The sequence below is a fragment of the Streptomyces sp. DSM 116793 genome (assembly GCF_057320905.1).
This window is the reverse complement of record NZ_CM170494.1, coordinates 8,009,845-8,031,046: the sequence shown is the minus strand read 5'-3', so window position 1 is coordinate 8,031,046 and position 21,202 is coordinate 8,009,845. Positions and strand designations below refer to the sequence as shown.

The 21,202-nt window shown below is 71.2% G+C and carries 16 protein-coding genes and 1 pseudogene; 6 read left to right on the top strand and 11 right to left on the bottom strand.

Annotated features, from left to right (window positions below; translation table 11 throughout):
- Window positions 1-138 precede the first annotated feature (138 nt).
- The 6 genes from ACSMXW_RS31635 to ACSMXW_RS31610 all read right to left on the bottom strand — a co-directional run bounded on the left by ACSMXW_RS31635 (window position 139) and on the right by ACSMXW_RS31610 (window position 10,471).
- Window positions 139-1,596, bottom strand: coding sequence for an FG-GAP-like repeat-containing protein (locus tag ACSMXW_RS31635; RefSeq protein WP_485801367.1), 1,458 nt, complete (start codon window positions 1,594-1,596; stop codon window positions 139-141).
- Window positions 1,597-1,907: 311 nt separating this feature from the next.
- The gene (locus ACSMXW_RS31630) at window positions 1,908-3,095 is read right to left on the bottom strand and encodes an outer membrane protein assembly factor BamB family protein (RefSeq protein WP_485801365.1); all 1,188 of its coding nucleotides are present in this window, start codon (window positions 3,093-3,095) and stop codon (window positions 1,908-1,910) included.
- Between the two features lie 312 nt (window positions 3,096-3,407).
- Window positions 3,408-5,849, bottom strand: coding sequence for a SpoIIE family protein phosphatase (locus ACSMXW_RS31625; protein WP_485801364.1), 2,442 nt, complete (start codon window positions 5,847-5,849; stop codon window positions 3,408-3,410).
- A 467-nt stretch (window positions 5,850-6,316) separates the two neighbouring features.
- Window positions 6,317-7,567, bottom strand: a complete 1,251-nt coding sequence (locus ACSMXW_RS31620; RefSeq protein ID WP_485801362.1) for a cytochrome P450 family protein — start codon at window positions 7,565-7,567, stop codon at window positions 6,317-6,319.
- Window positions 7,568-7,751: 184 nt separating this feature from the next.
- A complete protein-coding gene (locus tag ACSMXW_RS31615) occupies window positions 7,752-9,080 on the bottom strand; it encodes an enolase C-terminal domain-like protein (protein WP_485801361.1) in 1,329 nt (442 codons plus the stop codon).
- A 53-nt stretch (window positions 9,081-9,133) separates the two neighbouring features.
- A complete protein-coding gene (locus ACSMXW_RS31610; protein ID WP_485801360.1) occupies window positions 9,134-10,471 on the bottom strand; it encodes a gluconate:H+ symporter in 1,338 nt (445 codons plus the stop codon).
- A gap of 361 nt (window positions 10,472-10,832) precedes the next feature.
- Here ACSMXW_RS31610 and ACSMXW_RS31605 point away from each other — a divergent pair, with 361 nt between their 5' ends.
- On the top strand, window positions 10,833-11,687 hold the full coding sequence (locus tag ACSMXW_RS31605) for an SAM-dependent methyltransferase (RefSeq protein ID WP_485801359.1): 855 nt from the start codon (window positions 10,833-10,835) through the stop codon (window positions 11,685-11,687).
- Between the two features lie 186 nt (window positions 11,688-11,873).
- Here the strand turns inward: ACSMXW_RS31605 and ACSMXW_RS31600 are convergent, their stop codons facing one another.
- From ACSMXW_RS31600 to ACSMXW_RS31590, 3 genes are all read right to left on the bottom strand, one after another.
- The gene (locus ACSMXW_RS31600; protein ID WP_485801357.1) at window positions 11,874-12,560 is read right to left on the bottom strand and encodes a DUF305 domain-containing protein; all 687 of its coding nucleotides are present in this window, start codon (window positions 12,558-12,560) and stop codon (window positions 11,874-11,876) included.
- A gap of 103 nt (window positions 12,561-12,663) precedes the next feature.
- Window positions 12,664-13,119 (bottom strand): DUF6153 family protein, encoded by a 456-nt coding sequence (locus ACSMXW_RS31595; protein ID WP_485801356.1) that lies wholly within the window; start codon window positions 13,117-13,119, stop codon window positions 12,664-12,666.
- Window positions 13,120-13,250: 131 nt separating this feature from the next.
- Window positions 13,251-13,826 (bottom strand): TetR/AcrR family transcriptional regulator, encoded by a 576-nt coding sequence (locus ACSMXW_RS31590; protein WP_485801354.1) that lies wholly within the window; start codon window positions 13,824-13,826, stop codon window positions 13,251-13,253.
- 133 nt (window positions 13,827-13,959) lie between these two features.
- On the opposite strand from ACSMXW_RS31590, the gene ACSMXW_RS31585 reads away from it, so the two are divergent.
- Both ACSMXW_RS31585 and ACSMXW_RS31580 read left to right on the top strand, forming a co-directional pair.
- Window positions 13,960-14,322: a hypothetical protein gene (locus ACSMXW_RS31585; protein ID WP_485801352.1), complete on the top strand. Its 363-nt coding sequence runs from the start codon at window positions 13,960-13,962 to the stop codon at window positions 14,320-14,322.
- 35 nt (window positions 14,323-14,357) lie between these two features.
- Complete coding sequence (locus ACSMXW_RS31580; protein ID WP_485801350.1) at window positions 14,358-15,014, top strand: DUF2218 domain-containing protein; 657 nt, start codon at window positions 14,358-14,360, stop codon at window positions 15,012-15,014.
- Between the two features lie 335 nt (window positions 15,015-15,349).
- Here the strand turns inward: ACSMXW_RS31580 and ACSMXW_RS31575 are convergent, their stop codons facing one another.
- Both ACSMXW_RS31575 and ACSMXW_RS31570 read right to left on the bottom strand, forming a co-directional pair.
- A complete protein-coding gene (locus ACSMXW_RS31575; RefSeq protein ID WP_485801348.1) occupies window positions 15,350-17,356 on the bottom strand; it encodes a hypothetical protein in 2,007 nt (668 codons plus the stop codon).
- Between the two features lie 276 nt (window positions 17,357-17,632).
- Window positions 17,633-18,838 (bottom strand): cytochrome P450, encoded by a 1,206-nt coding sequence (locus ACSMXW_RS31570; RefSeq protein ID WP_485801347.1) that lies wholly within the window; start codon window positions 18,836-18,838, stop codon window positions 17,633-17,635.
- A gap of 185 nt (window positions 18,839-19,023) precedes the next feature.
- Between ACSMXW_RS31570 and ACSMXW_RS31565 the strand changes: the two genes are divergently transcribed.
- The 3 genes and pseudogenes from ACSMXW_RS31565 (at window position 19,024) to ACSMXW_RS31555 (ending at window position 21,109) form a co-directional block, all read left to right on the top strand.
- A complete protein-coding gene (locus ACSMXW_RS31565; protein WP_485801345.1) occupies window positions 19,024-19,698 on the top strand; it encodes a helix-turn-helix domain-containing protein in 675 nt (224 codons plus the stop codon).
- 230 nt (window positions 19,699-19,928) lie between these two features.
- Window positions 19,929-20,591: a hydrolase gene (locus tag ACSMXW_RS31560; protein ID WP_485801343.1), complete on the top strand. Its 663-nt coding sequence runs from the start codon at window positions 19,929-19,931 to the stop codon at window positions 20,589-20,591.
- Between the two features lie 36 nt (window positions 20,592-20,627).
- Window positions 20,628-21,109, top strand: a pseudogene (locus ACSMXW_RS31555) (DoxX family protein).
- Window positions 21,110-21,202: the final 93 nt, after the last annotated feature.

Below are 21,202 nucleotides of genomic sequence, written 5' to 3'. Positions count from 1 at the left end.
GCGCACCCGGCCGGCACCGGACGGATCGGTACGCCGCCGGCGCCGCCCGGGGGCACGCTGCGCTGCGTGGTCGTCGCACGGAGGGTCTGTCCGTGTGCGGGCGGGACCGCCCGCACACGGACACCGCCGCCGGGCACGTCAGTTGACGATACTGAAGCCGAGCTCCGGAGTGCCGTCCGCCGTCAGGCCCGCGGCGGTCAGGCCGACGTTGCGGCCCGCCGGGTCGATGGCTCCGCCATCGGAGACGAAGGCCGTCACCTGGCCGTCGCCGTTGTTCTCGTCGGGCGAGCCGACGGTGAGGTCGGCCTTGCCGTCGCCGTTGATGTCGGAGAGGTAGACCTCGGAACCGAAGCGGTCGTTCGCCTCGCCGGTGCCCGGGACGCCGGGACTCTCCTGCTCCAGCGCCTGGTTGCCGGCCGTGGCGAACCCGTCCTCCGTCGCGTACAGCACCGAGACCATGCCGGAGTCCGTCACGCCGTCGAGGTCCTCGCCGGGTGCGCCGACGGCGAGGTCGTCCCTGCCGTCGCCGTTGACGTCGCCGAAGGACAGTTCCCAACCGAACTGGTCCTGCGTCTCGCCGGAGCCGGGCACACCGGCGGTGTCCTGGTTCAGCGCGAGGGTGTCGCCGGGACCGCTCGCGCTGCCGTAGACGATGCTGACGGCGCCGCCCTTGTGGAGCCCCGCCGAGTCGTCGGCGGCGTCCCACTGGTTGCCGATGACGATGTCGCCGTAACCGTCGCCGTTGGCGTCACCGACGTCGGACATCACGCCCGCGGGCAGCTTCACCTTGCCGGACGTGGTGACACCGGTGGCGGAACCCGGCAGGTAGTAGTTGGAGTTCCACGCCCAGTCGCCCGTCGAGTCGCCTTCATAGCCGTCGACGAGGAGGTCCGTACGGCCGTCCTTGTTCACGTCGCCCGGCGTGAGGTTGAAGATGTCGAGGCCCTCGACCTGCAGCGTCGGTGAGTTCACCACATACCGGCCGCCGGTGCCGCCGGCCGGTGTCAGTCCGCCCCGGTAGACGTCTATCCGCTCGGTGTCGGCTCCGATGGCGAGGTCGGCCCTGCCGTCGCCGTCGTAGTCGCCCGCGGCGAGCAGCGCGCCGAAGAAGTCATGGCTGGATCCGGCCGGGTCGGCCACGGTCGTGCCGCCGGTCAGGCCCTGGGCCGACCCCCACAGCACGGTGACGGTACCGCCGTTGACGTCGGAGCCCTTGTCCTCGCCGTTCGCGCTGACGGCGAGGTCCGAGAAGCCGTCACCGTCGAAGTCCGCGGCCGAGACGGCGGAGCCGAAGACATCGTCTTTCTCGGCGGTCCCCGGAACGCCGGCGCTGTCCTGGCTGAGCGTCTGAATCCGCTCGGCACCGGCCCCCTCGGGGCCGCCGAACAGCACGCTGACGGTGCCCGCCCCGGTCAGGCCGTGCACGGCCGCGCCGGGTGCGGTCACGGCCACGTCGCCGTAGCCGTCACCGTCGAAGTCGCCCTGCCCGCCGGCGGCGGGGATGGCGGAGGCCAGGCCGACCGAGGCGGTCAGCAGACCACCCGTGAGCGCCACGACGAGCGCCGTGGCGAGGGCCGGGCGGGGGTGCTTGTGCATACGGGTCTCTCCTGCGCACAGGGATGTCCACTCCAGCGACATCCACGCCGACTATGACGCCGTTCCGTCCCGTTCACCGCACGTTCATCCCACGGCATGGGGCGGTTCGACCAACAGGAGACCTCTCGGGAGGTGTAAGGGTTGTATGGAGATTCGGTTTGTTTTCCGGGGCGGGTGTCGAGTTCTCGTGCGTCCCGTTCGGGGATGGGAGATGGACACCCCCGCACCCGCGGGGGTGTCGCCCGCGGGTGCGGGGTCCGGGGCGCCGAGGCCAGGGGGTGGCCGCCGGGACCGGCGGCCACCCCCGCTGCTCAGTGTCCGTACGCGACCAGCAGGTTGGTGGCCGGAACCACGACGAGCCCGCCGCCCGCACCGAGACCGGTGAGCGGTTGGGACACGTTGTGCTCGTCGGGGTCCTGGATCGGCGCGCCGACGTCGGTGGACCAGACGGGCTGACCGGTGGCGCCGTTGAGCGCCCACAGCCGACCGGTTCGGGAGCCGACGTAGACGTAGCCGTTGACGACGATCGGCGCCGTGCTGATCTGGCCGTCCCCCTCGAACGTCCAGCGAGTGGCCAGGGTGCGGCTGTATCGCTCCTGGAGGACGCCGTCGTCGACGAAGTAGCCCTGGCGGCCGTCGAATGCCGGTGCCGGGGACCAGCCGGTGGCCTCGTAGGTGCCGCGGACGTTCCCGTCGGCGGCGTCGAGGACCGACGGGGTCATCCCGGCGTCGTCGCGCACCCAGACACCGCCGTCGGCCACGACAGGGGTCCGGCCCCCGCCGCCGGAGCAGCCCGTCTCGTGGTGCCAGATCGGGTTGCCCGACTTGGGGTCGAAGGCGTAGGTCTGCTCGCAGGCGTAGGAGACGTAGACACCGGTGGCCGTGACGGCAGGTGAGCTGTTGTCGCCGTTGGCGACAGGCTGGGTCCAGAGCACCGCACCGCTGGCGGCGTCCACCGCGTACAAGGTGCCGCCCGATCCGGCGCCGCCGGTGTACACCACGCCGTCGGCGAAGGTGGGCGGGGAGGTGAAAGAGTACTGCCCGGGCAGGTCGACCGTCCAGATCTTCGTGCCGGTGGCCGGGCTGAAGGCGGTCAGCTCGCCGTCGGAGTTCTGGGCGTAGAGCCGGCCGCCCCCGTAGGCGAGCGCGGACCACCAGTAGGTGCCGCCGAGGTCGACGGGCGCCCACGCGTTCTCTCCCGTGGCCGCGTCGACGGCGTAGAGGATGGTGCCGTACCCCGCCGGCGAGGCGGCGGTGGCGAACACGCGCCCGCCGGCCACGATCGGGTAGGAGACACTCCCGCCCAGGTCGCGGGACCACTTCTGGCTGAGCGGCGGCGCGCCCACACCGGTGTCGACCAGACTGCCGTCGTGCCGTGCGTTGGCCTGGTAGGTGACCGAGGCCCCGGTCTGCGCCGACTGCGCGGCGACCGGCGTCGTGAGCGCGACGACCGACAGCGCCGCACCGAACAGGGCGCCGATGGTTCTTCGAAGGTTCACTCAGGTACCCCTCATCATCCGGCATCGCCGTGGCGATGCTGTTCAGGGCAGACCAGCCGCCGGCGGCGGTGGCCTGTTCCGGGCCCCATACTCCCCCGGAGGCACTGAAACCGGTAGATATTTTCCGATAGTTGGGAATATTCCGGCGGCTCGGTAAGGTCGAGCGCCGGCAGTGGAGCAACAGCGAACCATCGGTGGGCACTGCCGCCGAATCGCCGGCTCGGTCCCTACCGCTGCCGCCGGCTCACAGGTCCGGTGCCTCCTGCGTGGTCGGCGGCCGCCACGTACCGCGGGCCGGGCCACGGGTCTGGATCAGGCCTGGTCCAGGGTCTGTTCGGCCCAGATGGTCTTGCCGGTGCCGGTATGGCGCGTGCCCCAGCCGCGGGTCAGCTGGGCCACCAGGAGCAGGCCGCGGCCGCCTTCGTCAAAGGCGCGGGCGCGGCGCAGGTGGGGGGCCGTGCTGCTGGCGTCGGAGACCTCGCAGATGAGGTGGCGGTCGAGGATCAGCCGCAGCCGGATGGGCGGGGCGGCGTGGCGGATCGCGTTGGTGACGAGCTCGCTCGCCAGCAGCTCGGTGACGAAGGACTCCTCGGTGAGGTCCCACGCGGCGAGCTGGGCGGAGACGAGGTTCCGGGCCTGGGCGACGACGACCGGATCGGCCGGCAGGTCCCAGGTGGCGACGTGCTGTGCGTCGAGTGCCCGGGTGCGGGCGATGAGCAGGGCGATGTCGTCCGTGCGGCGCTCGGGCGGCAGCGCGTCGAGCACGGTGTCGCACATGTCGTCCAACCGGGCGGAGGGATGGGCGAGTGCCCTGTGCAGCCGGGCGATCCCCTCGTCGATGTCCTGGTGCCGGGACTCGACCAGACCGTTGGAGTAGAGGGCGAGCACACTTCCCTCGGGCAGTGTGACCTCCGTGGTCTCGAACGGCAGACCGCCCACGCCCAGCACGGGGCCGGCCGGTACGTCCAGGATGTCGACGGTGCCCGCAGGGCTCACCACGGCGGGCAGGGGGTGGCCCGCGCGGGCCAGCGTGCACACCCGGGTCACCGGGTCGTAGACGGCGTACAGACACGTCGCGCAGAAGCCGCCGGCCGACTCGTCCGCATGGTCCGAGCAGTCCGGGTGCCCGCTCTCGTCCGCCGGGAGGTGCATCACCAGGTCGTCGAGGTGGGTGAGGAGTTCGTCGGGGGGCAGGTCGATGTCGGCGAGGGTGCGGACGGCGGTGCGCAGGCGTCCCATGGTGGCCGCCGCCTGGACGCCGTGCCCGACCACGTCGCCGACGACCAGGGCCACCCTGGCGCTGGAGAGCGGTATGACGTCGAACCAGTCGCCGCCCACCCCGGCGAGGGCTCCGGTGGGCAGGTAGCGGGAGGCGACCTCCACAGCCGCCTGGCGCGGCAGCCGCTGGGGCAGCAGGCTCCGCTGCAGCATCTCTGCGGTGTTGCGCTCGCGGGTGTAGCGGCGGGCGTTGTCTATGCAGACGGCGGCCCGGGCCGTGATCTCCCCGGCGAGCAGCAGGTCGTCCTCGCCGAAGGACTCGGGCTGCTGGTGGCGGACGAAGATGGCCACCCCCAGCACGCTGCCCCGCGCGGACAGCGGCACCACCATGACGGAGTGGATGCCGAAGGCGCGGATCGTCGCCTGCCGGCTCGGGCGCTTGACCGACCAGTCGGCGTCCTGCGGGGTGTAATCGGCACGCAGCACGGCCCGCCCGGTGGTCAGGCACTGGGCGACCAGCGAGCCGGCGGCGTAGACGTCGACCTCGCCGAGCGAGACCACCGCCTCGGGCGCCCCCGGGAACACCGACTGCTGCGCGGTGCGGCGCAGCCGGACCGAGCCGTCGGCGCTCGGAACGGGGCCCGCGCCCGGCGGAGCCGTCGCGCCGGCGTCCTGGGGGAGCAGGTCCACCGTGACGAAGTCGGCGAAGTCGGGGACGGCCACCTCCGCCAGCTCCCGGGCCGTCAGAGCCACGTCCAGGGTGCTGCCGATGCGCTCACTGGCGTCGTTGAGCAGTTGCAGCCGTTTGCGCGCCCCGTACTGCTCGGTGATGTCGTGCGCCGTCAGGGCCGCGCCACGCACGGCACCTTCCTCGTCCCGCAGCGGGAAGAGGAAGTTGGCCCAGCCATGCTCCCGGGTCTCGCCGACGACCCGCAGGTAGTTCTCCACGTACTGGGGCTCGCCGGTCTCCAGCAGCCGGACCATGGCCCGCTCGATCCGGTCGGCCCCGCGGAGGTCCCAGATCTCGGAGAGCCGCAGGCCGCGCATCTCCGCGTCGGTGAGCTGCGCGGCCCGGCACATGTACCCGTTGGCCCGGCGCTGGCGCAGCCGCCTGTCGAACACGGCCATGGCGCACGAGGACGACTGCTCGAAGCTCCACAGCGCCAGCGTCCTGTCCTCCGGGGAGCCGGACGCGCCGGTGAGGGGAGAGACCAGGAACCACTCCCGTCCCTTGTCCCCGGCCATCCGGTGGTGGGCGAGCAGCCAGGCCTCCACCCGGCGCCCGTCCTCGTGCCGCAGAGCCACCCGGCCGTTCCACCTGGACAGGGTCTCGATCCCGGCGGGGAGATCCTGGTCGAGCAGGCGGTCGGCGGGCCTGCCCACGATGTCCGCGGGGCGGTAACCGAGGAGCCGTCGGGCGCCCTCGCTCCACTCCGTCACGACGCCGTGCTCATCGACGGTGGCCCTGGCTGTGAGCGCCTCGTCGAAGACATCGTCGGACGCGCCAGGCCTGGCACGATCGGCGCGGTGCTCCATCGCCGCCTCACTTCCGCCGGGGTCGGGGGACCTCCGCGCGGGGACACGCGCCAGAAGGCACCCCTTAGTACAGAGTGTACAATCTCCATGAAGTGCACATATCACCGCAGAACAGCGCATAAATCATCAGAACCGAACGAAAGCAAGCATGGGCCCACGTGGCAGGGCCACGGGGCCCCGGCCGCATCCGGTGGAACGCTCTCGTGGCGCGAGATCCCGATGAGGTGACCTTGCCCGCCGGGGCCGGCATACCTCGTGGGGGCTTCGAGCCGGTACGGCACCGGACCGCGCCGGCCTCGACCGGAGACGGCCCCACTCTTCCGGGCGGCGCCCGCGCCCAGCCGGCGGCCGTCGCCCGCGCCCAGCGGCGGCAGCGCCGCTCCGCCTTGCGGACTGCCGAGCAATTCCTGCCTGTTCCCGCCCTCTCGGCCGGCGCACCAGGTCCGGCCGAGAGCTGACGACAACTCCTACCGGCCCAGGCGCAGCGGCAGCTCCTCCACCCCGCGGATGAGCAGGCCGCCGCGCCACCGCAGGTCCGCAGGGGCGGCCGCGAGGTCCATCCGCGGGAAGCGGTCGAGCAGCCTCCCCAGCGCGACTTCCGCCTCCAGCCTGGCCAGCGGCGCGCCGAGGCAGTAGTGGATGCCGTAGCCGAAAGCGAGATGCCCCGTGGTGTCCCTGGTGATGTCCAGCCGGTCCGGCTGGGCATAACGGTGCGGGTCGCGGTTGGCGCCCGCGAGCGCCACCACCACGAACTGCCCCGCCGGGACGACCGTGCCGCCGATCTCGGCCGGCTCGGCGGTGTAGCGCAGGGTCGCGTTCTTCACCGGCCCCTCGTAGCGGAGGAACTCCTCGACGGCACCGCGCAGCAGGGACCGGTCCGCGCGCAGCAGCGCGAGCTGGTCGGGGTGCGTGAGCAGCGCGAGCACGCCGTTCGCGATGAGGTTCACCGTGGTCTCGTGGCCCGCCACCAGCAGCAGGAAGGCCATGGAGACCACCTCCTGCTCGGTGAGCGAGTCGCCCTGGTCGTGCAGGCCGACGAGCGTGGAGACCAAGTCGTCCCCCGGGTCGGTGCGCTTGTCCTCGATCAGCTTCTCCAGGTACGCCTTCACCTGCACGCCGGCGAGGACCCGCTCCTCGCCGGTGCCGAAGCCCGAGATGAGCAGGTTGCTCCAGCGCCGGAAGTCGTCCCGGTCGGCCACGGGTACGCCGAGCAACTCGCAGATCACGGTGATGGGCAGCGGGAAGGCGAAGGCGTCGAGGAGGTCGACCGACTCGCCGCCGTCGCCCATCGCGTCGAGCAGTTCGGCCGTGATCTCCTCGATCCTGGGCCGCAGTCGCTCGATCCGCCGTGCCGTGAACGCCTTGTTCACCAGCCGCCGCAGCCGCTCGTGGTCGGGCGGGTCCGTGTTCAGCATGTGGGTGAACAGCACGTCCCCGCGGGCCGTTCCGGCCTCCTCGTCCAGCCCGTTCGCCGCCATCAGGGGCCCGGAGCCGCTTTTCTTCAACCGGGGGTCCGCGAGCGCGGCACGCGCGTCCGCGTACCGCGCCACCAGCCACACGCGCAGCCCCTCAGGCAGCAGCACGGGGTGCACCTCGCGCTCCTCACGCAGCCGCGCGTACAGCGTGTACGGATCCCCGACGAACACCGCCTCGTCCAGGACGTCACGCCCGGCGATGTCCGGAAACCTCCGCGCCACCTGGCTCTCGCTGCCCGTCATGTCGTCACTCCTCGCTGATCCGGGACCTCGACGAACACAATGCCTTGTCCGTCGGGGAAGAACCAGGTGTTCGAGCCCGTGGTGCCGGAGTCACACCGACGCCTGCCAGGGAGTGACACACCGTCGTCCGGCCCTCGGTCACACCGGCGCCCGGCCCTCGGTCACACCGGCGCCTGCGCCGGGCTCACCGCACCAGACAGGGACGCTTGCCGTCGAACGTCCAGCCGGGTATCAGGTAGCGCATGCCCACGGCGTCGTCCCGGCCCGCGAGACCCTTCTCCCGGTAGAGCTCGTGGGCGGCGAGCACGCGGTCCATGTCCACCCGGATCCCGAGTCCGGGGGTGTCGTCGACGGCCACCTCGCCCTTGGCGATGCGCGGAGGTTCGACGGTGAGCCGTTCCAGCCCCTCCTGCCAGATCCAGTGGGTGTCGAGGGCGTTGTACTCCCCCGGTGCGGCCGCCCCGCAGTGGGCCATCATCGCCAGCGAGATGTCGAAGTGGTTGTTGGAGTGGCACCCCCAGGTGAGTCCCATCGCGTTGCACTGCTGGGCGACCCGCACCGACCCCTGCATGGTCCAGAAGTGCGGGTCGGCGAGCGGGATGGACACGGACTGCAGGGCGAGGGCGTGGGTCAGCTGCCGCCAGTCCGTGGCGATCATGTTGGTCGCCGTGGGCAAGCCGGTGGCCCGGCGGAACTCGGCGAGGATCTCCCGGCCCGAGTAGCCGTCCTCCGCCCCGCAGGGGTCCTCGGCGTAGGCGAGTGTGCCGACGAGGGGACGGCACAGTTGGACGGCCTCGCGCAGGGACCAGGCGCCGTTGGGGTCCAGGGTGATCCGGGCCTCGGGGAAACGCTCCTTGAGCGCCGTGACGGCCTCGACCTCCTCGGCACCGGGCAGGACGCCCCCCTTGAGCTTGAAGTCGCGGAAGCCGTACTGGTCGTACGCCGCCACCGCCTGACGGACGATCGCCTCCGGGGTCAGCGCCTCCTCGCGCCGGACGCGGTACCACTCGACGGCCGCGTCGGGCTCACGGACGTACTCCAGGTCGGTCCGGTCGGGATCGGCCACGTAGAAGAGGTATCCGAGTACGCGCACCGAGTCCCGCTGCTTGCCGTCGCCCAGAAGGGCGGCGACCGGCACGTCCAGGTGCTGTCCGAGCAGGTCCAGCAGCGCGGACTCGACCGCGGTGACCGCGTGCACAGTGGTGCGCAGGTCGAAGGTCTGCTCACCACGGCCGCCCACGTCGCGGCCGCCGAACGTCTCCCCCATGGCGCGCAGGACACGTTTGTAGTCACCCACGCGGGCACCGACGACGAGGGATTCCGCATCGCGCAGCGTTCGCGTGATCCCCTCACCACCCGGCACCTCCCCGAGCCCCGTCCGCCCGAGGGAGTCCTCGACGACCAGGACGTTGCGCGTGAAGTACGGGGCGTGAGCGCCGGAGAGGTTCAGCAGCATGGAGTCCCGGCCCGCCACCGGGTACACGGAGAATCGGGTGACTACGGGCTGGTTCATGAGATGAATCCTTCGCAGATCGGGGGTGTCGTCTCGGACATGCAGGGGCTTGTTCACACGCTCAGGGCGTCCAGGACGCGTTCCACGGCCAGGACGCCGCCCAGGCCGAGGACGGCGAGTACGGTCGTGTAGCTGGTGCGGGACTTGATGGCGTCGACGACCGACAGGTTGAAGTACTCCTTGAACATCCAGAAGCCCGGGTCGTTGACGTGGGAGAACGCGATCGATCCGCAGGAGACGGCGAGGACCATGATCTCCGGGTGGATTCCGCTGCCCGCGACGAGCGGCAGGACCACGCCGGACGCCGTGACCACGGCGACCGTGGCCGATCCCAGGGCGACCCGGAGGATCACGGCGACGAGCCAGGCCAGGATGATCGGGGATATGGACCAGCCGTCGGCGGCATCCTTGATGTAGTCGGATATCCCGCCCTCGACGAGGACCTGCTTGAAGGCGCCGCCGGCGCCGATCACCAGCAGGATCATCGCCATCGCCTGTGCCGCCCCCCGGCACGAGGCGCTGACCTGTCCCAGGCTCCGGCCGATGCGCGGGCCGAACGCCCAGACCGCGACGGCCAGCGTGATCAGCAACGCGATCGGCGCGGATCCCACGAACGCGACGACGTGCACGACGGGGGTGTTCGCCGAGGTGGCCATGTCGGTGACGGCCGCGCCCGCGATCAGTACGACGGGCAGCAGGGCGACGGCCAGCGACCAGCCGATACCCGGCATGTCCTCGTCCTCGAAGACCTCGTCGCTCACGAGCCCCTTGGGCACCTCGGGGTTCATCGCGCGGACGAACGGAAGGCGGGGCCAGACCAGGGCGATGAGCGCGCCGACCGGGACGGCGATGAACAGGCCGTAGAGCAGGGTGAGTCCGACGGACGCGTGGAAGGTGGCGGCCACCGCGGTGGGACCGGGGTGGGGCGGCAGGAAACTGTGCATGGTGGACAGGGCGATGGACATCGGAAGCCCGACCCACAGCAGGTTCGCCCGGGTGACCCGGACCAGGGTGAAGGCGACGGGCACGATGATGACGAAGGCGACCTCGTAGAACATCGTGACGCCGATGAGCATGGCGGTCAGCACCATGGCGATCTGCACCCACCGCGGACCGCAGAGGTCGAGGAGCTTGCCGGCGATGCGCTGGGCGGCGCCCGAGTCGCCCATCACCCGGCCGACCATGGCGCCGAGTCCGATGGTGAGCATGGTGTCACCGATCTGGTCGCCGATGCCCGCGGAGAGCACGTCGGCGATCTTCGCCGCCGGGATGCCCTGCACCAGGGCGACGCCGACGGCCACGAGGAGGAGCGCGACGAAGCCGTTCAGTCTCAGCTTCGTCATGAGGAAGAGCAGGATCAGGACGCTGATCCCGACGACGACGAGTGGCATGACCCAGTTCCCCTTTGAACTGCACGAAGGTGCTGTCGCCCCCTCAAGGGCGTCTACATATAAAGACAGCGTCTACAAGGTGAGACGCAGGCTATGTACATGGACAGCGGGGGTCAATGGGTGGTGCCGACGGAACCGCGACGAGCGGCTCCCGTGGTGCGCCAGGTTCGGCCGCGGGTCCCCGCCCACGCCGGTGCCCCGGGGAGGCTCTGCCCGCGGAACTCCCGGCGACGAACTCCCATCTCCCGGCGTGCCGTTGGCAGCGTGCGCGCGGAACACGCACACCAGCCGGCGGTCACGGCTCGCCGGCCTGACCGCCGTACGACACCGCGGGTATGTGATCGGCGGGGAGAAAAGCGTCATGGGCATCGCCGGATTCGGCTCAGGACACGGCACCGAAGGAGCACACGTGGCACACGGCAACGAGCAGCGTTCCGACCAGCAGTTCCCGCCCCAGGTCGCGCACAACGCCCGCGTCTGGAACTACTGGCTGGGCGGCAAGGACCACTACGCGGTGGACGCGGAGGTCGGCGGCCGGATCGCCGGCATGTACCCCGAGATCGTCGATGTGGCCCGCGCGAACCGCGCGTTCCTCGGCCGGGCGGTGACGTTCCTGGCGGGCGAGGCGGGCATCCGGCAGTTCCTGGACATCGGTACGGGTCTGCCCACCGCGCAGAACACCCACGAGGTCGCCCAGGGCGTGGCGCCCGAGTCCCGCGTCGTGTACGTCGACAACGACCCCGTCGTGCTCGCCCACGCCCGCGCCCTGCTCAGCGGTTCGCCCGAGGGCGCCACCCAATACGTCGACGCCGACGCGCACGCCCCCGAGGCGATCATCGAGGCCGCCGCCGAGACCCTCGACTTCGGCAGACCCGTCGCCGTCATGCTCCTCGGGGTCCTGAACTTCATCCTCGACTCCGAGCAGGCCGCGTCCATCGTCCGCCACCTCGTGAACGCCGTACCGTCGGGCAGCTACCTCGCGATCACGCACCCCACCCTGGACCTCGGCGGCGCGTCCAACCGCGAGGCCATGGCGTTCTGGAACGCGAACGCGAAGCCCCCCATCACCGCCCGCACCCGCGCCGGCATCTCCGCCTTCCTCAGCGGCCTCGACATCCTCCCGCCGGGCGTCGTCTCCTGCACCCACTGGCGCCCCGGCCCCACTCGGGAGCGGCCCACGGTGGCCCAGTACGCGGTGGTGGCCCGCAAGCCGTAGCGACCGGGGGCCGAAGGGTCCCGCTCTCCATGCCGGTACGGCGCGGGTTCGGGCAGAGCCCGCGGGCCCCGGCCGCCGGCAGGCCGTACGATCGCCGGTGGCCCGGCGGCGGAGAGGCGTTCAAGGACGGATGATCCTCGCTGCCGGCCCCCTGCCGCGCGGAGGGGACCGGCAGCGCAGGCGCGGCTACTTGGTGCCGAGCATCCGCTTCATCCGGGTGATCTCCGCGGACTGCGAGTCGACGATGGATTTCGCCATCGTCGTGGCCGGACCGTAGGCGCCCTTGGTCCGCTCGGTCTCAGCCATCTCGATCGCGCCCCGGTGATGGCCGATCATCATCTCCAGGAACGCGGTGTCGAACGCCGTGCCGGACAGCTTCTTCAACCTGTCCATGTCGTCGTCCGACATCATGCCGGGCATCGACGAGCCGGAGTGGCCCATGCCGGGCATGCTTCCCGTCCGGGGCATGCTGTCGTCCGGGACCTTCTCGCCCCAGGCCTTCAGCCAGCCCGACATGGTCCTGATCTCAGGATCCTGCGCCTTCCGGATCTTCTCCGCGAGGTCCTTCACGTCGTTGGACTCGGCCCGGGACGGAACGAGCCCGGCCATGGCCACGGCCTGACGGTGGTGCGGAATCATCTCCTGGGCGAACGCGACGTCCTGCGCGTTGTGCCCGCCCTGGGACGCGGTGGCCGACGGGTCGGCGGACGTCGAACCCATGTCGTGCCCGGAGTGGCCGGACTGGCCGGAGTGGCCGGAGTGGCCGGTGGACGGGGATTCGCTGTCGCTGCCGCAGGCGGTCAGTACCACCGCGGCGGTCGCCGCCGCGACCAGCACGGCCGTCCGACGGGCCGGAGACCGACGATGTGCCATGAGAATACAGCTCCTTGAGACACCCGCGACTCAGCCGCGGGAAAGTGGATTCTTGAGGCAGGCCGGAGCACGACACCCGCTCGGCGGTGTCGTGCGGGTGCCTCTAGATCCGCAGGAGCTGGAGCTCGGACAAGTCGGGCGGTGCTCGTCCGGCCACGCTCACGGTGGCCGGACCGCTCGGCTTCGCCGGACCGGGCCCGGCGAGCACGGCCGACGCGGGCAGCAACGCGGGCGGGACATACCCGCTGGACGTCCCCCCGGCCGCACAGGTACCGCCGGCATGCCCCATGGCCATACCGCCGTGGCCCATGGCCGCACCACCGTGACCCATGCCCGCGGCGTGCTGACAGGTGTGCGCGTCGCCGACGTGCCGACCGGCACTGTGATGGGCGGCGGGGGCCGAGCCGGCCGGCAGGGCCATCGCCATGTGCTGTCCGGACGCGGGCGCGCCTCCCGGCGACAGCCCGTGCATCGTCAGGACTCCGGCCAGGACGGCGAGGACGACCAGCACCCAGCGCGCACCCGTCACAGGTCGCATAGGACGGTGGATGCCGGTCATGGAGACCATCGTACGGGGCGTTCCGCAGGACTGCGGGGCGAGCCCGCCCCTGAGCACGCGCCCCCGGAAACGCGGCAGTTCGGCGAGCACAAGGAGCGGCGGCGCGGTTACCGTATGCGAGGGGCCGGCCGTCAACGGGCGGGGCGCAGGCCGTTCACGGTGACCGTGACGAGCCTGCGGACCGCGGCGTCGGACGACAGGTCTCCCGCTGCGGCGAGGGCGTGCAGGCAGTAGGAGGCGAGTTCACCCGGCGCCACGTCGTCACGCACCTCACGTGCCGTCACGCCTTCCGCGATCAGGTCGCCGAGGAACCGGTGCAGATGCCGCTCGGTGTGGGCGACGTGCTCTCCGCGGTGGAGTGCGGCGCCGATCTCCGGGTCATGCCCTCGACGCCGTTGCTGAATGAACGCGTAAGCCTCCAGAACCGCCGTCAGCCGTTCACCGACGCCACCCGGTCCGTCGCGGAGCGCGGCGAGCTCCTGCAGGTGGCTGGAGATCTGCCGCTCATGCCAGGCCGTCACGATCGACTCGACATCCGGGAAGTACTTGTACAGCGTGGCGCGGCCGATTCCCGCGCCTTCGGCGATCCGGGACATCGTCACGCCGCGCAGCCCGTGCTCGGCGACCAGAGTCGCGGTGACGTCCAGCACCGTGCCCCGGACCGCGCGGCGGTGTTCCTCGATCGTCTCGTTCCACAGCTTCGGCACGCTTGCAGTATACGAGGCGACGGCGTCGATACACTCTGACTTGACATAGACATACTGTATCGATAAATCTTGGCGGCATCGCCCCGCGGATCCGAACCGGCACGAGGATCCGCCCACCCGGAAGAAGGCGCCCGTGTCCGCCTCACCCCACCCCCCAGGCGCACCAGCGCCGCAGCGACCCGACGACCTGTACACCACCCCACCGCCGTGGGACATCGGCTGCCCCCAGCCGGCGTTCGTCTTCCGCGGTACGGACCGCACCGCCTATGTCAACGCCCTGCGGTCCGTGCTGCGCACGGGCGGAAGCGCCTTCGTCCTCTGCATCAGCGACCGTGAACACGGTGCCTGGGGCCGGACACACAAGGTGACGCGAGGAGAGCTCCAACAGGCCTTCGCCGACGACTGGCGGATCGACTCGGTCGCACCGTCCGCCATCGAGATCACCGCGGCCCCGGGCCATGTCGAGGCGTGGCTCGTCGCCCTGACCAGGATCTGACCGCACCAGGTCACTCACCATCGAGGACTGTGCCCATGCCCACCGCCGAAGGCCGGGTCGCAACCGACCGTCCAAGCCGATACCTCATACAGCTCTGCAAGCACTTCGACAACAAGCGACGCCATCTGAACGGCCGCGTGCGCCAACACGGCGATCAGAGCTCGGCACCACGGTCGCCACACCACGGCGCGCCCGATCCCGGCCCGGACCAGATCCATGTGGAGTGGTCCGATTCCCACGGTCTGGTCACCCTGCCCTGGGGCCGGTGCACGCTCGGGACGTCCGCGGACGCGCTGGTGCTGCGGGTGGAAGCCGACGACGAGGAGGACCTGCGGAGACTTCAGGACCTTCTCAGCGCGCACATCGTCAGATTCGGCAGGCGTGAAGGGGTGGGCGTGGAGTGGCACGGGCACGCCACGGGCACGACACCGCCGACCGGCGCCTCCGCTCCCACGGTCACCGGGACGGAGCGGGCGCGCTCACGCCGCCGGAACCGCCTCGCCCGGGCCGGGCTCACGGGTCTCGTCATCCTGGCTGTCGCCGTGCACCTCGGCATGGCCTCATCCGTGCTGTCCGCACCACGCTGGACGGACTGGACCATCGGCGTCGTGGTGGTGGCGGTCCTGGCCAAACTGGCCGCTGCCGTGCTCCTGGGCCGGCGCACACACCGAAGCCGCGGGCGGACCGGATAGCCGGCTGCCGCGGGAGCGGGCTGTCCGGGCCGGTGGCAGCCGTCGCCCGGCACCAGACCAGCGGCCGCATGCATGAGCCACCGGCCGCCTCCGTGGACGGACTCACCGGCCTTCGGCCGCCTGGCCCACAGGGTCCGCTGGATCGCCCACTGGTCCCCCTCCCCCGGCAGGTCCGCGTGCAGGCACATTGTGCCGCCGCCGGGTGGAGTACGGGCAGCGAACGCACGAAAACGGGTGTCACGCGAGGACGGGAGGACGTCGTGGCCAGTCACCCGGAACGGCGGGTTCGCCGGCAGGAGCCGGTGGCGCACGGTCGGGGGCCCGTGTGCCGGCCCTCACGGCGTGAGTGCGGCGAAGAGGCCTGGAATCAAGGACGCGTTGGGGTGGCTCAGCGGCACGGTCAGCACCGGCTTCTCGACGCCGGCCCGATAGATGCAGATCAAGCCGTTGTTCAGCTGCGTGGCGCCCATCGACGCCCACGGCAGGGATAGCCGCGGCTTGGCACACGCGATGCCGTCCCGGCTCACCTGCACGCTGCCGCCGACCGTGACGGTCTCACCACGACGCACCTTGGCGACCAGCTCCGTGAGCAGCCTGGGTTCCAGGTACTGCCTGGCCAGGTTCACCAGGAACGTCCACTCCTCGGGCTGGACCGCCCGGCGGCCCGCCCTGGAGAAGTGCACGGCGACCTTCGGGCCGCCGCGGTACGGGTACCGGCCCACCTGGAAATCCCATGTGTTGTCGTGGGTTGTCGGGTACATGAAGCGCTTTACGGCGGTGTGGGTCGCCCAATAGCTGATCCACTCCACCTGGTCGAGCGCGATCGTTCTCCTGCCGTAGGTGATCACCTGGGGGTCGGCGTGGAGGTGTGTCCAGCCGACCTTGGTGTCGAGGACCGGGCCCGGGCCGGGCCGCGCCGGCCCCGACGGGGGCAGCGGACGCTGCGGAGGTGCCGACGCGCGGTACGCGTTCTGGGGGCCGGGCACCACCGCGTCGGGTTGCGGGGCCGACGCCTGTCGTGCCGGTGACGGCGCGGGCCGGTCCTGGGGCGCTCGCGGCGCCTGCCGGTCGTGCGGGTCCTGCGGCGCCTGCCGGTCCTGCGGCTCCTGCCGGGCGTCGGGTGGCCGCGTCGTCGCGCCGGCGGCCCTCGGTGCCGTGCGGGTCGCGGTGCCGGGCTCGCCGACGCCTGCGACGTATGCGGAGAGCCATGCCGGTGTGCGGGCGCGCGGGTAGGCGGCCAGGTCGTCGCGGTAGTGCTCGGGGGCCAGCAGGTGGTCGTCGGGGAAGGGCCGGTCGCCGTAGTCGTATTCCGTGGTGATCCGCGCGTCCGTTCCAGCGCTGTGGCTGACGGTGAGAGCGAGGCGCCACCACGGCCCGGCCGGCATCCGCGCGGCGAGGTGGCGCTGCCGCCGGACCAGGAGCGCGGTCTGCTCGGGCACCCGCACCTCGGTGCTCCGGCTCCCGGCCCAGAACCGCAGCTGGGCGACCTCGCCGGAGACCGTGCAGGAGAAGACCGCCGCGAACCGGTCCCACCCCCGCGGGCCGAGCAGGGCCAACTGCTGCGCGATCGGGCCGAGCAGCCGGGACGCCCTGGCCGCGACCACCTCCTCGCCGGGGGCGTCGATGGTGAACGAGCTGATGCCCGCGGAGCCCTCCGACGCGGAGTCGAGCCGCATGACCTCGTCCCTGAGGTCGGCCATGAACCGTTGCTCGGCGGGCTCCCGGCGAACGTACGCCTCTTCGGCGGTGAACATCTCCTCCGCCTGCCGCGGAGGGACCGAGCTCGATATCTCCTTGATTCGCCCGACGTCGCTCACCAGGAACACCGACCGGCCCACCGGCATGTCCAGGAACGCCATCGGGTCGCTCTCGTCGACCTCCACCGGCGCGTACACGCTCCAGCCCGCCGCGAAGCGGTCCGCCGCCAGCCCTTGAGTGGGGTAGTCCAGTCGGCGTCTTTCGATGCGCTCCACGACCAGCGAGATCGCCTGTGCTGCGGCCATCCGCCCGCCCTCGGGTACCGGGGCGTCGTCGAGAGGGTGGCCGCCGAGGACGGTGCCGACCGACGAACGGCCCCGGTAATGCTGCGTGAGGTCGAACCAGAGGCACACCTCCTCGGCGGTCTCGACGTCGACATCGGCCGCGATCACCGACCAGGAGCCGCCGGCGTCCCGCCCGTAGAGCATGACCGCCTCGCCGCCGTCCCGGCCGGCCATCACGTAGTCCGTCTCATGGAGATCGCCGAGTTCGGCGGCCTCGGCGAGGGTGGGCGCCGTGGAGAGGATACGTTCCCCGAGCCGTTCGCCGCCGGCGTCGGTGGCAGCCATCACGTAGCCGGTCATCAGTCCTGCTCCTATCGCTACCGGGGGTGGGGGCAGGGGCACCCGTCACACTAGCGGCTGACGATGCCGGCCCGCCCCTGATCGGGAGCTGATCGGGAGCGAACCCCTGTAGGGGCGGGCGGTGCGCACGGACGGGGCGGTGGGAGCGTTCTCACCGGTGGTGGCGCGAGAGGTGAGGTGGCGGCAGGTCTCCAGGGCGAGGTCTCAGCAGGTGAGTCGGAGGCAGAGCACGGGGAGCCGCGACTGGCGGATGGCAGAGGCCACTTGCGCTGGTGGTCACGCGTCCCAGGTGACCGGGAGGCTCTTCACCCCGTAGACGTCCGCGGTCTCCGGGCGCAGGGCGACCTCTTCGGGCGGCACGGCCAGGCGCAGCGTGGGGAAGCGGTTGACCAGCGCGGGGAACGCGACCCGCATCTCGACACGGGCCAACTGCTGGCCCAGGCACTGGTGGATGCCGTGGCCGAAGGCCAGGTGCCCGCCGTCCTGCCTGCGGAGGTCGAGTACGTGGGGGTCGGGAAAGCGCTCGGGGTCGCGGTTGGCGGTGTGGTACGACAGGATCACCGGCGAGCCGGCCTTGATGGTCTGGCCGCCCACCTCCACATCCTCCAGCGCCGTCCTCATGAACGTCTTGGCGACACTGAGGTACCGCAGCAGCTCCTCCACGGCCCGGTCGGCGAGCGCGGGATCGGCACGCAGCGCGGCCAGTTGCTCCGGGTTGCGCAGCAGCGCGAAGGTGCCGAGGGCCAGCATGTTCGCGGTGGTGTCGAGCCCGGCCGCCAGCAGGATCAGGGCGATGCCCTTCAGTTCCTCATCGGTCAGGTCGCTGTCGGTGAGGTCGCTGAGCACGTCGTCGGTGGGGTTCGCGCGTTTGGCGGCCACCAGCTCCGCGAGGTAGTCCTGGGTCGCGGTGTAGGCCGCTATCAGGTCCTCGTCGCTCGTCTCCCCGTTCATGAACGAGTCGACCTGCTCCTGGAAGGACCCCCGGTCCTGGTACGGCACCCCCAGCAGCTCACAGATCATGATGGCGGGGACGGGCCTGGCGAACGCGCTCACCAGGTCCGCCGGCGGCCCGGCCTGCTCCATGGCGTCCAGCTGCTCGGCGGTGATCTGCTCGACGCGTTCGCCGAGCAGTCGCATCCGCCGTACGGTGAACTTGCCCATCAGCGGTTTGCGATAGCGGCTGTGCCGGGGCTCGTCCATGAGGAGGAACTCGCCGGGCGGCGCCGGTGGGGACTTGATGTCTCCGTAGTCGATGGTCGGGTGCAGCATGAGTTCCTTGCGTGAGCTGAACCGCGAGTCGGCCAGGACGGACCTGACCAGGTCGTATCCGGTGATCAACCAGCCGGGTCTCCCACCGGGGAAGGTGTAGCCGCTGATGGGGCCGTGCCTGCGCGCGTCGACCAGCTCTGCCGGCGGGTCGAACGGGCAGCCGGGCTGACGCGCCGTCGGCAGCATCGTGACGGCGTACAGGGATTCACCCATGGCCATTCCTCATCTCACGATAGTACGCATTCGACAATGCTCGAAAGCTACGTTGCATTCAGAATGAGTGTCAATCAACCGAAAGGCATTCACCCTGGTAAGCACCGGGAAATTGATGCAATGACGCTGGGCGCGAATGCAATGGGTGCGTTGCAATGAATGACGGCGAAGGCAATACTGGCGGCATGCCAGGAGAACGGTTGACCCAGCAGGACCGCCAGCGCATCGCGGCCGGCCTCGCCGGCGGGCTCTCCTACGCCGAGATCGGGAGGCGGCTCGACCGCCCGACCTCGACGATCAGCCGCGAGGTCGGACGCAACGGCGGCCCCACCGGCTACCAGCCCCAGCAGGCGCACCGGGCGACGGCCCGGCGGGCACGGCGCGGCACACCGGCGGCCCCACCCGCGGCCGGTGCGCCGGGCGGCACGATGGGAGAGGAGATCGTCGAGCTGGCGGTCAGGTCCGGGCTGCCGAGGATCACAGCGCGCGTACACGTCGACCTGTTGCTGTCGAAGGACGGCAGGCGCACCGCGGCCGAGCTGATCCGCAGGCTCAAGGTCAGCCCGGCCTCCGTCTCCGTGGCCGTGAACTACCTTGTCCAGAACGGGTATGTCCGGCGCGAGCGCGATCCGCAGCGGCGTCGCGACATCTACGTGATCGACGACGAGGCCTGGTACCACTCCATCGTGATCGGCACGCGGCAGACGCTGGAGGCGGCGCAGGCCGCGTTGACCGCCGCGGAGACGGCCGGGCCCGACACCCCCGTGGGGCAGCGGCTGGCCAGGGGAGGGGCGTTCCTGGAGCGGATCTGCCTGGACACGATGGAGTCGGCCGACCGCTGGCGCGCCCTCCTGGGGTGAGGGGGTCCCGGACGAAACGTCCGGGCTCGACATCCCTGGCGCGCTGTTGCTGGGGCCGTCCACCGTCAGTGCGTGCGGGACGGCTGTGCAGTGTGGGAAAAGCGGTGGGCGCGCAGAGAGAAGACGTGTTCGATACCGCCGGAATAGCTTCGGCACATGCGATGCGGCGCCGGCGCCTCGCGCTGCCGTCCGCACCCGCTTTCGAGCTTTTTCAGCCAAGAGGAGAACTCATGGTCGACTTTGCGCGCGTCCAAGCCGTCCCGAGCCCCGACCTGCTCACACCCGACAACTCGATGATGCTCTTCGTGGATCACCAGCCGCAGATGTTCTTCGGGACCGGGAGCGGTGACCGGGCCGCCATCATCAACGCCACGATCGGACTGGCCAAGGCCGCGAAGGTGTTCGACGTGCCGACGGTGCTCTCCACGGTGGCCGCCGAGTCGTTCTCCGGACCGATCCTCCCCCCGCTGCGGGAGCTCTTCCCGAAGCATGAGGTCATCGACCGGACCACGATGAATGCCTGGGAGCACGAGGCGGTGGTCGAGGCGGTCAAGGCCACCCGGCGCAGCAAGATCATCCTGTCCGGCCTGTGGACCGAGGTCTGCCTGGTGAGGCCCGCCCTTTCCGCGCTGGCCCAGGGCTACCAGGTCTACGTGGTCGCGGACGCCTCGGGCGGTGTCACCCCCGAGGCGCACGAGCACGCGCTCCAGCGACTGAGGGCGGCCGGCGCGGTTCCGGTGACGTGGCTGCAGGTGCTCCTGGAGCTCCAGCGCGACTGGGGACGGACCGCGACCTACGCGTCGGTGATGGACGTGGTGAGGGAACGCGGTGGGGCGTACGGGCAGGGCGTGGTCTACGCGCAGACCATGATCGGCGAGCACGCGGCCGGCTGACCAGCGGTCCGCCCGCACAGCACAACCGGAGTCCACATGAACACGGGTCTACTCCTTCTCCGGCTGGTCGCCGGCCTGCTGATGGCAGGTCACGGAGTCCAGAAGGTCAGTCACCACCTCGGCGGCAACGGCCTTGCCGGCGGTACCGCCGAGTTCCGCGGAGACGGCTTCCGCGGCGGGGTGCTCACCGCTCTCGCCGCGGAGGGCACCCAGATCGGCTCGGGGCTGCTGCTGGCCTCGGCTTCCTCACACCGCTGGCGGGCGCCGGGGCGATGGGGGCGATGACGGTCGCCCTCACCGTCAAGTGGCCGCACGGCCTGTGGGTGCAGAACGACGGCTTCGAGTACCCCTTCGTGCTGATCGCCATCGGTGCCGTACTCTCCGCCACAGGCCCCGGGCAGTGGTCGCTCGATGCGGCGTTCGGCCTGCTCACCTGGGCTGCCTGGTGGCTGCCTGTCGCCGTGCTGGCCGGGGTCGGCGGCGGTCTCGTCGCCCGCGGAGTGCTGCACCGCACCTGACATTCGCCCACGGCGGCCACCCCGGCCCGAGGCGCGCATGGCCGCCCTCGGGCCGGGACCGTTGTGGCCCCACCGCCCGCCCGCGGCCAGGGG

What these genes read in the sequence shown, in the direction of transcription:
- ACSMXW_RS31635 (WP_485801367.1), bottom strand. Translation starts at nt 1,596, where the DNA reads ATGCACAAGCACCCCCGCCCGGCCCTCGCCACGGCGCTCGTCGTGGCG.
- ACSMXW_RS31625 (WP_485801364.1), bottom strand. Translation starts at nt 5,849, where the DNA reads ATGGAGCACCGCGCCGATCGTGCCAGGCCTGGCGCGTCCGACGATGTC.
- ACSMXW_RS31605 (WP_485801359.1), top strand. Translation starts at nt 10,833, where the DNA reads ATGGGCATCGCCGGATTCGGCTCAGGACACGGCACCGAAGGAGCACAC.
- ACSMXW_RS31620 (WP_485801362.1), bottom strand. Translation starts at nt 7,567, where the DNA reads ATGACGGGCAGCGAGAGCCAGGTGGCGCGGAGGTTTCCGGACATCGCC.
- ACSMXW_RS31610 (WP_485801360.1), bottom strand. Translation starts at nt 10,471, where the DNA reads ATGCCACTCGTCGTCGTCGGGATCAGCGTCCTGATCCTGCTCTTCCTC.
- ACSMXW_RS31595 (WP_485801356.1), bottom strand. Translation starts at nt 13,119, where the DNA reads ATGACCGGCATCCACCGTCCTATGCGACCTGTGACGGGTGCGCGCTGG.
- ACSMXW_RS31570 (WP_485801347.1), bottom strand. Translation starts at nt 18,838, where the DNA reads ATGGGTGAATCCCTGTACGCCGTCACGATGCTGCCGACGGCGCGTCAG.
- ACSMXW_RS31600 (WP_485801357.1), bottom strand. Translation starts at nt 12,560, where the DNA reads ATGGCACATCGTCGGTCTCCGGCCCGTCGGACGGCCGTGCTGGTCGCG.
- ACSMXW_RS31565 (WP_485801345.1), top strand. Translation starts at nt 19,024, where the DNA reads ATGCCAGGAGAACGGTTGACCCAGCAGGACCGCCAGCGCATCGCGGCC.
- ACSMXW_RS31560 (WP_485801343.1), top strand. Translation starts at nt 19,929, where the DNA reads ATGGTCGACTTTGCGCGCGTCCAAGCCGTCCCGAGCCCCGACCTGCTC.
- ACSMXW_RS31615 (WP_485801361.1), bottom strand. Translation starts at nt 9,080, where the DNA reads ATGAACCAGCCCGTAGTCACCCGATTCTCCGTGTACCCGGTGGCGGGC.
- ACSMXW_RS31575 (WP_485801348.1), bottom strand. Translation starts at nt 17,356, where the DNA reads ATGACCGGCTACGTGATGGCTGCCACCGACGCCGGCGGCGAACGGCTC.
- ACSMXW_RS31580 (WP_485801350.1), top strand. Translation starts at nt 14,358, where the DNA reads ATGCCCACCGCCGAAGGCCGGGTCGCAACCGACCGTCCAAGCCGATAC.